Source organism: Paracoccus sp. SSK6 (genome assembly GCF_039770665.1).
Classification (GTDB): Bacteria; Pseudomonadota; Alphaproteobacteria; order Rhodobacterales; family Rhodobacteraceae; genus Paracoccus.
In genome coordinates this window covers 194,355-207,143 of record NZ_JBDPNJ010000002.1, presented here as the reverse complement: position 1 = coordinate 207,143, position 12,789 = coordinate 194,355, and the positions used below count along the sequence as shown (strand labels likewise).

The window sequence follows — 12,789 nt, the reverse complement described above, 5'->3', positions numbered from 1 at the left end:
CAGCAAGGGTCACTTCAACTGGTCTTCGGTGTAATAACCGGAATCGACCAGAGCCTCCTTGATGTTGGCCTTTGTCACCGGCACCGGCTCCAGCAGATAGGAGGGCACGACCTTGACGCCGTTGTCATAGGTCTTGGTGTCGTTGATTTCCGGCTCGGTCCCCTTCAGGACGGCATCGACCATGCCCACGGTGACGCGGGCCAGTTCGCGGGTGTCCTTGAAGATGGTCGAATACTGCTCGTCCGCCTCGATGGACTTGACGGACTGCACCTCGGCGTCCTGGCCGGTGACGATGGGCATCTTCATGTCGCCCGAGCCATAGCCCACGCCCTTCAGCGACGACAGGATCCCGATGGACAGCCCGTCATAGGGCGACAGAACCCCATGCACCTGCTTGTCGCCGTAGTTCGAGGACAGGAGGTTGTCCATGCGCGCCTGCGCCACCGCCGGATCCCAGCGCAGGGTGCCGACCTTCTCCATGCCCGTCTGGCCGGACCCGATGACGATGGACCCGTCGTCGATCAGCGGCTGCAGCACCGACATCGCGCCGTCATAGAAGAAGAAGGCGTTGTTGTCGTCGGGGCTGCCGCCGAACAGCTCCACGTTCCAGGGCTTCACGTCCGGGAAGCGTTCCTTCAGCCCGTCCACCAGCGTGGTGGCCTGCTGGACGCCCACCTTGAAGTTGTCGAAGGTCGCGTAATAGTCCACGTGTTCCGACCCGCGGATTAGGCGGTCATAGGCGATCACCTTGATGTCGGCGGCGGCGGCGTTTTCCAGCGCGTTCGACAGGGTGGTGCCGTCGATGGCGGCGATCACCAGGACGTTCACGCCCTTGGTGATCATGTTCTCGACCTGGGCAAGCTGGTTCGGGATGTCGTCCTCGGCATATTGCAGGTCGGTCTCGTAGCCCGCTTCCTGCAACTGCTTGACCATGTTGTTGCCGTCGTCGATCCAGCGGGCCGACGATTTCGTGGGCATGGCGATGCCGATGGTTTCGGCCATGGCGCCAGTCGCCAGCCACGAGACTCCGAGCGCCAGCGCGACCGCTGCGGTTCTGAACTTCATCTGTATCCTCCCCTGGCGCGGCATCGCTGGCCGCACATCCTCCATAGGTCAGAAAGATGTAGCGCAGCGCCTTCATGCCGGTAAAATGATAAAATCGGCAAACCGCATACCGGAACTGATATGTCCTTCCACGCGCTGAAACCGGCCCAGCTTCGGCTGATCCACGAAGTCGCCCTGCACGGCCAGTTGCAGCTTGCAGCGGAATCGCTGGCCATGACACAGCCCGCCGCATCGCGCATGCTGGCCGAGGCGGAACGCCAGATCGGCGCGCCCCTGTTCATCCGCCAGCCCAAGGGGATGGAGCCGACCGAGATCGGCACAACCGTCCTGCGCCGCGCCCGCGTGATCCTGCGCGAGATGGCCAGCATCGAGGCCGACGTGCGCGCCCTGCGCGGCGGCTATGCCGGGACGGTGCGCGTGGGCGCGGTGACCGGCCCCGCGATCAGCTATCTTGTCAGCGCGATCCGCCGGATCAAGGAGGAAAGCCCCCAGGCCGATATCACCGTGGACGTGATGCCCTCGCGCGATCTGCTGCTGCACCTGGCGGCGGGGGAGATGGATTTCGTGCTGGGCCGGATCCTGCCCGACTTCGACAGCGACAGTTTCAATATCCTGCCCATGTCGGACGAAAAGGTCGCGCTGATGGCGCGGGCCGACCATCCGCTGGCCCGCGCCCGGCTGGTGACGCTGACCGAACTGGCGGGCCAGGAATGGATCATGCAGCAGCGCGGCGCGCCGATCCGCGAAGCGACCCTGGCCGCCTTCGCCAGCGTCGGCCTGTCGGAACCCGACAACATCGTCAACAGCCCCTCGCTGCTGCTGACCATCGCCTATCTGGCGCAGACCAATGCCATCACGCCGGTGTCGCGAGAGGTGGCCGACCTGCTGATCCGGCCGCCGGTCAAGGCGGGCTTCACGATCCTGCCGACGCCGCAGCCGATCCGCGTGTCGCCCTATTTCCTGCTGGACCTGAAGCGCCGACCCCTGTCGCCGCTGGCGAAGCGGCTGCGGGATGCGGTGGCGCAGATGTCGCGCAGCCCGATCAGGAACGCGGCTGCCTTGTGACCTGCCTGCGCCGCGCAATCTCGTATGCGACCGCACCGATGACGGTCGCCGCGATGATGACCAGGGCCAGGGCGTTGACGGCAGGCGTCAGGCCGGTGCGGACCTTGGTGGCGATGAACACCGTCAAGGGCGTCTCGAACCCGCGCACGAACAGGGTGGTGTTGTAGTTTTCGACCGATTGCAGGATCGCAAGCCCCCCCGATGCCAGCAGCGCCGGCCGCAGGAAGGGCAGCAGCACCCGGCGGAACACCATCACGCGCGACGCGCCCAGGCCAAGGGCCGCTTCTTCCTGCGTGCGGTCGAAGCGTTGCAGCCGCGCCATGACCATCAGCATGACATAGCAGATGATGAAGGTCGTCTGCGCCACCACGATCAGCGCGATCCCCCCGCCGACCCCCACCTGCCGCCACAGGATCAGGGTGGAAATCCCGATCACCACCCCCGGCGTCAGCAGGGGCGATACCATCACCGCATAGGCAAAGCTGCGCGCCCGCGCGTGCAGCGTGGTCAAGACCAGGGCTGCGGCGGTCCCCACCGGCAGCGCCACAACCACCACAAGCGCGGCGACGATGGCGGATGTCCACAGCGCCTTCCACATCGCCGCATCCGCCCACATGGCGGAAAACCATTGCAGCGTCGTGCCCTGCCAAGGGATCACCGTCGGAAAGCGGCTGGTGTTGAAGGCCGCGACCGACATGATCAGCAGGGGCGCGAACAGATAAGCCACGAAGGCCAGCAGATAGAGGACGAACAGCCCGCGAAAGATCCGCTCCGCCGTCATTTCGCCACATCCGTCAGGTTTACCCGGAACAGCCGCAGCGTGACCAACACGACGCCCAGGCACAGAACCAGAAGCGTCAGCGCATAGGCCGCGCCGCGGTTCCAGTCGCCGCCCTCGAAGAACCAGTTGTAGATGATCTCGGTGAACCAGCGGCTGCCGGGGCTGCCCAGCAATGCGGGCGCGACATAGGATCCGGCGGCCAGCATGAAGGTGAAGACGCAGCCCGTGGCGATGCCCGCCTTGGCATGGGGAATGACCACGCGCCGATGCGTCCGCCATGTGGACGAGCCCAGATCCCGCGCGGCCTCAAGCTGGGATTTGTCCAGCGATTCTATGGCGTTGTAGATCGGCAGCAGCATGAACAGGATATAGGCATAGACCATCCCCGCCAGCACGCCGCCGTCGCCCTGCCAGCGGACAGGCTGGTCGATCAGCCCGATCCCTTGCAGCACCGCGTTCAGCGGCCCGCGATAGGCCAGCAGGATGAACCATGCCAGCGTCCGCAGCACTTCGTTGATGAAGAAGGGGATGATGACCAGCATCAGCGCGATGGACAGTTGGCCGGGCGTCGCGCGCTGCGCCATCCAGAAGGCGATGGGATAGCAGACGACCAGCGTCAGGGCCGCGACCAGCGCGCTGGCCCAGATGGTCTTGAGGAAGATCGCGCGATGCACGCCTTCGTTCGCCAGATACAGGAAGTTGTTCAGCGACCACACGTCCTGCGGTCCGCCGATCTGCGCAGGCGGCAGGTTCGGGCGCAGGGCATAGTCGATCATCATCAGGTTCGGCGCCAGCACCATCGCCGCCAGCCAGACCAGCACCAGCGACAGGAAGATGGTGGCCAGCCCCCCGCCGAAACGCGCGTAAAGATCACGCATCGGCCAGCACCACGGCATGTTCGGGGGCAAAGAAGAAGCTGGCATCGCTGCCGGGCGCGGGGGCGTCAGACAGCCGCGTGGATGGCACCGCCGCCGTCAGGTCTGCCCCGTCGGGAAACTGGCCGTGGACCAGGGCAAAGGCGCCCTCGAAATCCATGCGGCTGACACGGGCGCGCAGGGTATTGGCGCCGACGCCGGGCACCAGCGCCTCGGGGCGGACGTAAAGCGTCGCGGTCTGGCCGATAGCGACGGCGCCCTGCGCGCGCCCGTGCAGCGGACCCAAGGCGGTATCGACGCGGGCCATGCCGTCGCCGATGGCGCTGACCCGGCCCGCAATGGCGTTCGTCTCGCCCACGAAGCGCGCGACGAAAGACGTGGCGGGGTTGTCGTAAAGCTGGCGCGGCGTGGCGACCTGTTGCAGCAGGCCCGCCGACATGACGGCCACGCGGTCGGACATGGCCAAGGCTTCGGACTGGTCATGGGTGATATAGATGAAGGTGACGCCCGTGCGTTTCTGCAACGCGCGCAGTTCCGCCCGCATGTGCTGGCGCAGCTTCAGATCCAGCGCCGACAGCGGCTCGTCCAGCAGCAGGACGCCCGGTTCGACCGCAAGCGCGCGGGCGATGGCGACACGCTGGCGTTGCCCGCCCGACAATTCGCCGGGCATCCGGTCGCCATACCCTTCCAGCGCGATCAGGCGCAGCAGATCGTCGGCGCGCTTGCGGCGCTCGGCGCGGCCCATGCCCCGCGCCTCAAGCCCGAAGGCGATGTTTTCCCAGACGGGCATCAGCGGGAACAGCGCCAGCGACTGGAAGATCATCGCGGTCGGCCGCTGGTTCGGGCCAAGACCGCGCATGTCGCGCCCGCCGATCAGGACGCGCCCTTCGGTCGGCTCCAGGAACCCCGCGACCATGCGCAGGATGGTGGTCTTGCCGCAGCCGGACGGCCCCAGGATCGAGAAGAACTCGCCCGCCTGGACCTGGAAGGACACGTCGCTGACCGCGCGCGTCGTCCCGAAGGTCATTCCGATCCCGTCAAGTTCCACCGAATGCGACATCCATCCCCCGTTTTGTTGGTGGGGACAGGGGGCAGCACCCCCTGTCCCGTTGTCGTCAGGCCGACAGGAAGCGGTCCTGGTATTCGTTGCGCTTGGTGATGTACCAGTTTTCCTGGATCGGCCACCACCACAGCTTGTCCAGCGCATCGCCCGGATAGGCGGCGGCGAAGAAGGCCTTGGCGTCGTCCGACAGCAGGTCCGCCGATCCCACCGCGGTCGAGTTGATCGAGGTCGCGTTGGTGTACATCGCCCCCGCTTCCGGCGTCAGGAACCAGTTGATGAAGGCATAGGCCGCGTCCAGGTTCGCCGCCCCCGCCGGGATCGACAGCCCCTCCATCCAGGCCAGCGCGCCTTCCTTGGGCGCGATGAAGCCCACCGGCAGGCCTTCCTTGGACAGCGCGGCTGCGGTCGAATCCCAGGTCTGGCCGATGGCCGCGCCATTGACGCGGAAGGCGCCCTGGGCCTCGTTCTCGTTGTTCCAGAACTGGATGATGTTGCCCTTGCGGGCCACGGCCTCGGCCAGGATCACGTCGAAGATCTCGACCTGCGCCTCGGGCGTCTTGAAGGCGTCGAGCAGCGGACGGGGCAGCTTGCCCTCGGCTTCGAGCCACAGGCCCAGGCCCACCAGCGCCGAATGGGCGCGCACGGTGGCCTTGCCTTCCGCCGCTTCGCCCCAGATGTCGCCATAGGAGGCCTTGCCGTATTCCAGCGGCATCTGGTCCTTGTCGAAGGCCACCGCCTCGGTCCCCCAGTCGGTCGGCACCTGGTAGCGCTTGCCGTCCACGACCGCGCCCAGGCTGGTCGAGTTTTCCCAGGCCGAGGGCAAAACCTTCGCCACCTCGATCTTCGATTCGTCGAGCGGCTGGACCAGGCCGAACTCGACATAGTTCGGCACCCGGTCCACGGTCGGCCAGATCAGGTCGAAGCCGCCGCCGTTATTGGCGCGAAGCTGGTTCAGCAGTTCGTCATTCGTGCCATAGGGCGTGAAGTTCGGCTTGATCCCGGTGGCCTTTTCAAAGGCACCCAGGATCTCGTCGTTCAGATAGCCCGCCCAGGCAAAGATGTTCAGCGTGCCCGACCCTTGGGCAAAGCCCGGCCGCGCGACCAGCGGCGCCGCCAGCGCCAGGCCAGCGGCTGCCCCCGCGCCCTTCAGAAGCCCGCGGCGATCAAGTCTGTTCATAAGTCGTCCCCCGATTGCGCCGCCCCGCCGGGGCTTGCCCGCAAGGCGGCATGATCCATGACCGGCGGCCGATCCGGGCCGCGCTCAATCGGGGTGAAGCATATCCGGGCGGCATGACAGGTCAAAGACTCTTTGATCTTCCACCGGAAATTCCGGCGGGTCTCAGGACCGCGACAGCAGGGCGGCGGGACGCGACCGGGCCAGCGCCTGGGTGATCAGCCCGGTCAGCACCGCCTTGATGATGTCGCCGGGAATGAAGGCCGTGACCAGCAGCGCGCATTCGGCCAAGGTCTTCTCCAGCGCGATCGACATGCCGACGATCCCGAAGCCGTACATCACAACGATCCCGCCGATGACGGATGCCAGCGTCACCGTGACCGCCAGCGGCCCCCGGCGCAGCCGTTCGACGATCAGGCCGATCACGAAGGCGGCAACCGGCCAGCCCAGGAAAAAGCCCGAGGTGGGCGCGACAAAGGCCCCCAGGCCTCCGCGCCCGCCCGCCAGCAGCGGCAGGCCCAGCGCCACCAGCGCCATGAACAGCAGCACGGCCAGCGTGCCGCGTTTCGCCCCCAGGATCGCGCCCGCCAGCATGACGCCCATGCTTTGTGCGGTGATCGGCACGCCGAAGGCCAGCGTCAGGCTGGGGATCAGCCCCAGGGCCGCGATCAGCGCCGCGAACAGCGCGACCTGGGTCATGTTGCGTTCCATTGTCTCAGTCCCTCCCATCAGGAATGTCGTTCAGGATGCCGCCCCGCGCGCGCAGGGCCTCGGCCACGCGGTCGGCATCGTCCAGCGCCAGCGCCGCCATCGGCACCACGATCCGCCAGCCGGGCCGCCGCGCCGACCGCGCGCGCCAGGACATGGCCAGCCGCTGGCCGTTCTCCACCAGCATCGGGGTAAAGCGCAGGACCATGGCGATGGCAAGCTCGACGGCGCGGGTGGGCAGGCCGAGGCGGCGCAGGGGCGCCAGCAGCCAGGTCAGCACCGCGACCATGTCGGTCAGCCGCGTCGTCATGGTCACGAAATTCGCCAGCGCCAGCGCGGCCAGCAGGCGCAGGGCGATGGCTGCGCCCGCCTGGGTCTGCCCGGTCAGCCCGTGCCACAGCGCGATCAGCAGAAGGAAGGGCCAGAGCATCCGCAGATGGCGCAGCCCTTGGCGCAGAAAGGTCGCGCCCGCCGACAGATAAAGCAGCAGGACGGCCAGCAAGGCCGCAGCCAGCGCGGCGGGCCGGTCGGTCAGGAACAGCGCCACGGTCAGCACCGACAGCGCCAGCAGCTTCATCCCCGCAGGGATGCGATGCGCCCAGGTTTCAACCGGCGAGGTGAGCGAGATCATCGGCGCCTCCCCATTCATGCATCTGCGCCTCGAAGCGGGGCAGCACGGCATCCGGCGGGCCGTCGGCGATCAGCCGTCCCCCGTCCAGCCACAGGATGCGGTCAAAGCCGCGCAACTGGCCCGGATCATGCGTGACCATCACCACCTGCGCCGCGATCCCGTCTAGATAGCGCATCAGCTGCAACCGCGTCGGGATGTCGAGGCCCGAGAAGGGCTCGTCCATGACGATCACCTGCGGCTGCATCGCCAGAACCGCCATCAGGCACAGAAGCTGCTTCTGCCCCTGCGACAGGCTGTGCGTCGCAGCGGGTGCCCAATGCGCCTTGCCGAAGCGTTCCAGGATGGTTCCGGCCGCAACCTCGGCCTCACGCGGGCGCTGCCCCTGCTGGGTCAGGCCGAAGGCAATTTCCTCAAGCACGGTGGGGAAGATGATCTGGTGGTCGGGGTTCTGGAAAATGATTCCAACGTGCTTCAACGCGGCGCGGCGATCCTGCGCCATGTCGATGCCAAAGGTCCGCGCCCGGCCCGCCTCCGGCGCGATCAGCCCGGCGATCACCCGCGCCAGCGTCGTTTTGCCCGAGCCGTTGCGGCCGACGATGCCCACGCGCGGCTCGGCCAGCCGGGCCGTGATACCCTCCAGCACAGGGCGGCCGCCCAGCGTCACGCCGATGTCGTGCAGATCGACGCTCATCGCCCGCCGGTCCCGCCGGGTTGTCTTGTGGATCGTGATGCCATCTGCCCAAGGCTTCCGCTTCGTTCGCCGCCCGCATCTGCGCCGGAATGGCGTCGCCGCGCAAGGGTGGCGCGTCACTGATAGCTGCGCACCAGGGCCCCCGCCATCATCGACCAGCCGTCCACGGCCACGAAAAAGGCCAGCTTGAAGGGCAAGGACACGACCGCCGGCGGCACCATCATCATGCCCATGGACATCAGCACCGCCGAGACCACCAGGTCGATGATCAGGAAGGGCAGCGCGATCAGGAAGCCGATCTCGAAGGCGCGCTGGATTTCGGACAGCATGAAGGAGGGGATCAGCACCGACAACTGACCACTGCGGTCGCCGCTGCCCGGCGCGATCTCGGCCAGGCCCGCCAGCGTGTCGGGATCGGTGCGGGCGGCCATGAAGTCCTGGAAGGGCAGGATGCCGCGCCGGATCGCCTCGCCCAAGGTGATGGTTCCGTCCTGCAGGGGGGCGCCCGCGACAGCCCAGGCCTCGCGCAGGACCGGGTCCATGATGAACCAGGTCAGAAACATCGCCAATGCCACGATCAGCATGTTCGGGGGCGAGGATTGCAGCCCGATCGACTGGCGCAGGATCGACAGCACCGTGACGAGGAACGGAAAGCAGGTGATGGTGATGGCGATGCCCGGCGCCAGCGACAGCGCCGTCAGCGCGCCGACCAGCAGCACGGCGTTCTGGCCCAGGCCGCCGCCCAAGCCCTGTCCCACCTGGCCCGCGATCTGGTCCAGCCCGTCCTGCGCCAAGGCGGCGGCGGGCCAGGCCAGCAGCGCCGCCGCAAGGGCGATCCTGCGGATCATGCGGTGCCGAAGGCGGGCAGGATGCGCACGCAAAGCCGGTCCTCGGCCGAGCCGTCCGAGGTGAGTTCTCCGCGCGCGATGACCTTGTCGCCCACGCAGATCTCGACCCCTTCGTCGATGGACTGGTCCAGCAGAAGGATGTCGTCGGCCCGCAGCGCCGAGAGTTGCGCGACGGTCTGGCGGGTGCGGCCCAGCCGCACCGTCACCTCGACCTGGATGGTGTCGGTGTCGATCAGGTGGTTCAATGCGTCCATGATGTCCCGTCCTCATTGGGGTTGGGTCCGTTCGATGCGGACCCGTTGATTTCAGCGATCAGGCTGCGGATGCCCTGGGCCACGCTGGCCGGTTCCAGGTCGATGCGCCCGCCTTGAAGCGCCAGAGAGATGCGTTCGCCCTCGCATTCGCTCACATCGATCCCCTCCAGCCCGGTTTCGGCCAGGCAGCGATCCACCAGCGCCCGCAGCGAAGGCCCGCAGGCGATGCGGGCGCGCAAGGGCGGCGCGCTGCGCGACAAGCGCAGCAATTCCTCGGTCAGCGCAGCCTCCAGCCGGCGCGATTCGGCGGCAGGGGCCAGGCAGTCGAGGATCTGCGACAGAATCGGGGCAAGGGCATCGACCGCCTCGCGCCGCAACCCGGCCCGGCGCACCTCGTCATCGGCCAGGGCGCGCGCCAGACGGTCCAGCCCGGCGCTCAGGGTGCGGGCCTGTTCGTCCGCCTGCCGCGCGATGCCCTCGGCCAGACCATCGGCGAAAGCCTGGTCCAGCGCCTCGCGGGTGAAGGTCAGGGGCGCGCCCTGCGCCGCCACCGCCGCGCTGAAGGATTCAAGTTTCAGGACGGCGAGGGTCACAGCGCATTCTCCTTGTTGTCGATCCAGCCGGTCAGGATCTTGACGCTTTCGTCATGGCGTTCCTTCATCATGCTGCGCAGCCGGGCCACGGGATCGCCGGGCGGCAAGGCCAGCTGTTCGGGCGCGCGGGGGGCGGGCTGCGGCACCACGGGTTCCGCGATGACCTCGGAGGCGGGCAGCACCGTGCCGGTCAGGGCTGGCGCGTCAACCGGCGGGCGGCTGTCGTCCAGTGCGGGCCGGAGGTTGCGGCCCTTCAGCACCGGGCGCAGCATCAGGAAGACCACCGCCAGTGCGAAGAGTCCGATCATCAGGATCCGCGCCAGTCCGTTCAGCTCCAGCCGGTCCATCCAGCCGGGCGCGGCGGCCGTGCCGCCTTCGCCCAAGGCCGCGAAGGGCAGCGACTTGACGGTGATCTGGTCGCCCCGCGCCTCGTCATAGCCCACCGCGGATGCCACCAGGTCGCGCAGCACGTCCAGTTCGCCCTGCTGGCGGGGGACCATCTGCGTCTCGCCCTGGGCGTTCTCCTCGGGGACGCCGTTGACCAGCACCGCCACCGTCAGCCGCCGGGTGGATCCCGGCTGGCGCGACACCTCGTAATTGGCCTGCTGGCGGGTTTCCTGGCGGTTCGCCTCGGACCGGTCGCCCTGCGCCTGATCGCCATCGGGCAGGTTCGAGGCCGCCGTCACCGCGCCCGACCCGGTGCTGTTGCTTTGATCCGTCGTCTCCTCCGTCACCTGGGAAATCAGCGCCCGGCTGTCGGGGTCGAAGCGCTGCTCGGTCAGCATCTCGGCCTCGGTCACCAGGTCCAGGTTCAGTTCGACGATGGCGTTGCCGATGCCGACATGGGGCTCCAGGATGCGCTCGACGTTGCGCTTCATTTCCGCCGCGCGGTCGGCGCCCGCCTCGTCTTCGCCTGCCGCGACGATGCCGTGCCGGGTGTCGATCACCGTGACCGCATCGGGCGCCATGCCGGGAACACCCGAGGAGATCAGGTATTTCAGCGCCGCCGCCTGTTCGCGGCTGACCCCTTGGCCATTGGTGCCGACCGTGACCGAGGCGCTGCCCTTCCCGTCACGCCGGTAGCCCCGGCCAGTCTCGATCGCCAGGTGGACGCGGGCGGTCTTCACATTGGGCAGGGCAAGGATGGTGCGGGCCAGCTCGCCTTCCTTGGCGCGCCAATAGGCGGCGTCGAACATCTGCGAGGTCGTGCCGAAGCCCGACATGCCGTCCAACAGCTCGTATCCGGCGCCGCCCGCGGCGGGCAGCCCTTGCGCGGCCAGATCCATGCGCAGCCTGTCGCGGCTGGCGCCGTCCACCCAGATCGAATCGCCGCGCACCTCGTAGGTCACGCCCGCGCGTTCGATGCCCGCCACGACCTCCCCCGCCTGGGCAGGGTCAAGGCCCCCGTAGAGCAGGCTCATCGAAGGGCGGTTGGCGATCCAGGCAAAGCCCGCGATGGCCAGAAAGGTCGTCAGAAAGGCTGCCACCAGGATGGCTTTCTGTTGTGAGCTTCGCTCGGTCCAATAGTCCTGCAATTTTTGCAAAACCGCCCCCTTCGAATCAGAATCGGGTTCCCTGTCCCGCTGTTGATGACATGGGCGGCGTTAAGATTTGGTTAGTCGCGGGGTGCTAGTTCCGTCTTGTCACGACGGAGAATCACCATGACCGATGCGACCGCCAATCCGGCTTCCGACCCGCCCGCGAAGGCGTCGGGCAGGAAGAAGCTGATCGCGCTTCTGCTGCCGGTCGTGCTGGCCGGGGGCGGCTTTGCCTCGACCTATCTGGGGCTGTGGTCGCCCGCCGCGATGCTGGCGCCGAAGGGGGACGCCACCGTCGTCCCCGAAACCGTGTTCGTCGCCATTCCGGTGATCGAACTGACCATCCCCGGCGGATCGGGACAAAACCTGATCCTTGCCGCCAGCATCGAGACCGACAGCGCCCACCAGGCCGAGGTGACGCATCTGATGCCCCGCGTGCTGGACAGCTTCAACGCCTTCCTGTCGGGCATCGACCCCGCGGCTTACGACAAGCGCGGCGTGCTGGAGATCATCCGGGCCGAACTGGTGACGCGGTCCCGCTATGTGCTGGGCAACGAGGCCCTCAAGGATTTGCTGATCACGGAGTTCCGCTTCAAATGATACTGGACCATGCCTTCCAGGCCGCGCTTCTGGCGGCATCCCTGGGCCTTGGCGCCTTCTGCCTGATCCTGTCGCGCAGGCTGCGGCGTCTGAATGACCTGGAAACCGGCCTGGGCGGCGCCATCGCCGTCATGGCGGCCGAGGTCGATCGCCTGGACCACGCCATCCGCAGCGCCCGGGCCGAGGCGACCGAGGCGGGAGAGGCCCTGTCGCGCGAAATCGCCGCCGCCCGAAAGGAACGCGCGCTGTGGGATCTGCGCCAGAAGATCACCCAGGCCCAGGCAACCGCTGCCCCTCCCGCTCCGGTCGTACCGATGCGGCGCCTGCGCAAGCGCGTGGTGGCTGCCGATGCGTAGATCCGCGCTGATGATGCTGACGCTGGCCTTTGGCCTGCCGGCCGGCGCCGCGATCTGGCAGGGGGCGGATGTGGCGCGCTTCTTCGCGGCCTCGGCCAGTTCGGGCGACCTGCTGTCGGGCTGCACCGATGTCCCCGAGGCGGTGGCGCTGGCAACCGAGCTGCGCGACCGCGCCCTGCGGATCGAGCGCTACATGGAGGCGCTCGACACCCGCAAGGCCGAGATCGCCACGGCCGAGGCCGCCCTGCGCGCCCGCGCCACCGAGTTGCGCCAGCAGAAATCCGGCATCCAGACCCGCCGCGATGGGGCCTCGGAGGCCGTGCGCGCCGATATCGACCGCCTTGTCGCCGTCTACGACCAGATGAAGCCCGCCGAGGCCGCGGCCGTCCTGGCCAACCTGCCCCCCGATTTCGCAGCCGAGATCCTGATACGCGTCCAGCCCGAAACCGGCGCCCGCATCATCGCGGCGGTCGAGCCGCGCCAGGCCGCCCTGCTGACCGCCCAGATGGGCGCGCGCAGCGTCCGCAACGACCAGGAGAGATAACCC

At 67.8% G+C, this 12,789-nt stretch carries 16 protein-coding genes; 4 read left to right on the top strand and 12 right to left on the bottom strand.

Annotated features, from left to right (window positions below):
• Nucleotides 1-9 precede the first annotated feature (9 nt).
• Nucleotides 10-1,065, bottom strand: coding sequence for a multiple monosaccharide ABC transporter substrate-binding protein (chvE, locus tag AAIL68_RS02790; protein ID WP_347137968.1), 1,056 nt, complete (start codon nt 1,063-1,065; stop codon nt 10-12).
• A gap of 120 nt (nt 1,066-1,185) precedes the next feature.
• Here chvE and AAIL68_RS02785 point away from each other — a divergent pair, with 120 nt between their 5' ends.
• Complete coding sequence (locus tag AAIL68_RS02785) at nt 1,186-2,130, top strand: LysR family transcriptional regulator (RefSeq protein WP_347137967.1); 945 nt, start codon at nt 1,186-1,188, stop codon at nt 2,128-2,130.
• Here AAIL68_RS02785 and AAIL68_RS02780 read toward each other — a convergent pair.
• The 11 genes from AAIL68_RS02780 to fliF all read right to left on the bottom strand — a co-directional run bounded on the left by AAIL68_RS02780 (nt 2,108) and on the right by fliF (nt 11,283).
• Nucleotides 2,108-2,911: an ABC transporter permease gene (locus tag AAIL68_RS02780; protein ID WP_347137966.1), complete on the bottom strand. Its 804-nt coding sequence runs from the start codon at nt 2,909-2,911 to the stop codon at nt 2,108-2,110. The genes AAIL68_RS02785 and AAIL68_RS02780 overlap by 23 nt on opposite strands.
• Nucleotides 2,908-3,789 (bottom strand): ABC transporter permease, encoded by an 882-nt coding sequence (locus AAIL68_RS02775; protein WP_347137965.1) that lies wholly within the window; start codon nt 3,787-3,789, stop codon nt 2,908-2,910. The genes AAIL68_RS02780 and AAIL68_RS02775 overlap by 4 nt, the downstream gene beginning before the upstream one ends.
• Entirely contained in the window at nt 3,782-4,846 is a 1,065-nt protein-coding gene (locus tag AAIL68_RS02770) for an ABC transporter ATP-binding protein (RefSeq protein ID WP_347137964.1), read from the bottom strand. The genes AAIL68_RS02775 and AAIL68_RS02770 overlap by 8 nt, the downstream gene beginning before the upstream one ends.
• A gap of 55 nt (nt 4,847-4,901) precedes the next feature.
• The gene (locus AAIL68_RS02765) at nt 4,902-6,026 is read right to left on the bottom strand and encodes an extracellular solute-binding protein (RefSeq protein WP_347137963.1); all 1,125 of its coding nucleotides are present in this window, start codon (nt 6,024-6,026) and stop codon (nt 4,902-4,904) included.
• A gap of 162 nt (nt 6,027-6,188) precedes the next feature.
• Nucleotides 6,189-6,734 carry a biotin transporter BioY gene (locus AAIL68_RS02760; protein WP_347137962.1) on the bottom strand — a complete coding sequence of 182 codons (546 nt, stop codon included), beginning with the start codon at nt 6,732-6,734 and terminating at the stop codon, nt 6,189-6,191.
• Between the two features lie 4 nt (nt 6,735-6,738).
• Nucleotides 6,739-7,362, bottom strand: coding sequence for an energy-coupling factor transporter transmembrane component T (locus tag AAIL68_RS02755; RefSeq protein WP_347137961.1), 624 nt, complete (start codon nt 7,360-7,362; stop codon nt 6,739-6,741).
• A complete protein-coding gene (locus AAIL68_RS02750; RefSeq protein ID WP_347137960.1) occupies nt 7,337-8,053 on the bottom strand; it encodes an ABC transporter ATP-binding protein in 717 nt (238 codons plus the stop codon). Before AAIL68_RS02750 ends, AAIL68_RS02755 begins: the two co-directional genes overlap by 26 nt.
• Nucleotides 8,054-8,169: 116 nt before the next feature.
• Nucleotides 8,170-8,901, bottom strand: coding sequence for a flagellar type III secretion system pore protein FliP (gene fliP, locus AAIL68_RS02745; RefSeq protein WP_347137959.1), 732 nt, complete (start codon nt 8,899-8,901; stop codon nt 8,170-8,172).
• Complete coding sequence (locus AAIL68_RS02740) at nt 8,898-9,155, bottom strand: FliM/FliN family flagellar motor C-terminal domain-containing protein (RefSeq protein WP_347137958.1); 258 nt, start codon at nt 9,153-9,155, stop codon at nt 8,898-8,900. The genes fliP and AAIL68_RS02740 overlap by 4 nt, the downstream gene beginning before the upstream one ends.
• The gene (locus AAIL68_RS02735; RefSeq protein ID WP_347137957.1) at nt 9,143-9,748 is read right to left on the bottom strand and encodes a hypothetical protein; all 606 of its coding nucleotides are present in this window, start codon (nt 9,746-9,748) and stop codon (nt 9,143-9,145) included. Before AAIL68_RS02735 ends, AAIL68_RS02740 begins: the two co-directional genes overlap by 13 nt.
• Nucleotides 9,745-11,283, bottom strand: a complete 1,539-nt coding sequence (gene fliF / locus AAIL68_RS02730; protein ID WP_347138039.1) for a flagellar basal-body MS-ring/collar protein FliF — start codon at nt 11,281-11,283, stop codon at nt 9,745-9,747. The genes AAIL68_RS02735 and fliF overlap by 4 nt, the downstream gene beginning before the upstream one ends.
• Nucleotides 11,284-11,409: 126 nt before the next feature.
• Here fliF and AAIL68_RS02725 point away from each other — a divergent pair, with 126 nt between their 5' ends.
• From AAIL68_RS02725 to AAIL68_RS02715, 3 genes are read left to right on the top strand one after another with little or no spacing between them, the layout of a single operon-like run.
• On the top strand, nt 11,410-11,886 hold the full coding sequence (locus AAIL68_RS02725; protein WP_347137956.1) for a flagellar basal body protein FliL: 477 nt from the start codon (nt 11,410-11,412) through the stop codon (nt 11,884-11,886).
• Nucleotides 11,883-12,242 carry a hypothetical protein gene (locus tag AAIL68_RS02720; protein WP_347137955.1) on the top strand — a complete coding sequence of 120 codons (360 nt, stop codon included), beginning with the start codon at nt 11,883-11,885 and terminating at the stop codon, nt 12,240-12,242. The genes AAIL68_RS02725 and AAIL68_RS02720 overlap by 4 nt, the downstream gene beginning before the upstream one ends.
• A complete protein-coding gene (locus AAIL68_RS02715) occupies nt 12,235-12,786 on the top strand; it encodes a hypothetical protein (protein ID WP_347137954.1) in 552 nt (183 codons plus the stop codon). Before AAIL68_RS02720 ends, AAIL68_RS02715 begins: the two co-directional genes overlap by 8 nt.
• The last annotated feature ends 3 nt before the right edge of the window (nt 12,787-12,789 follow it).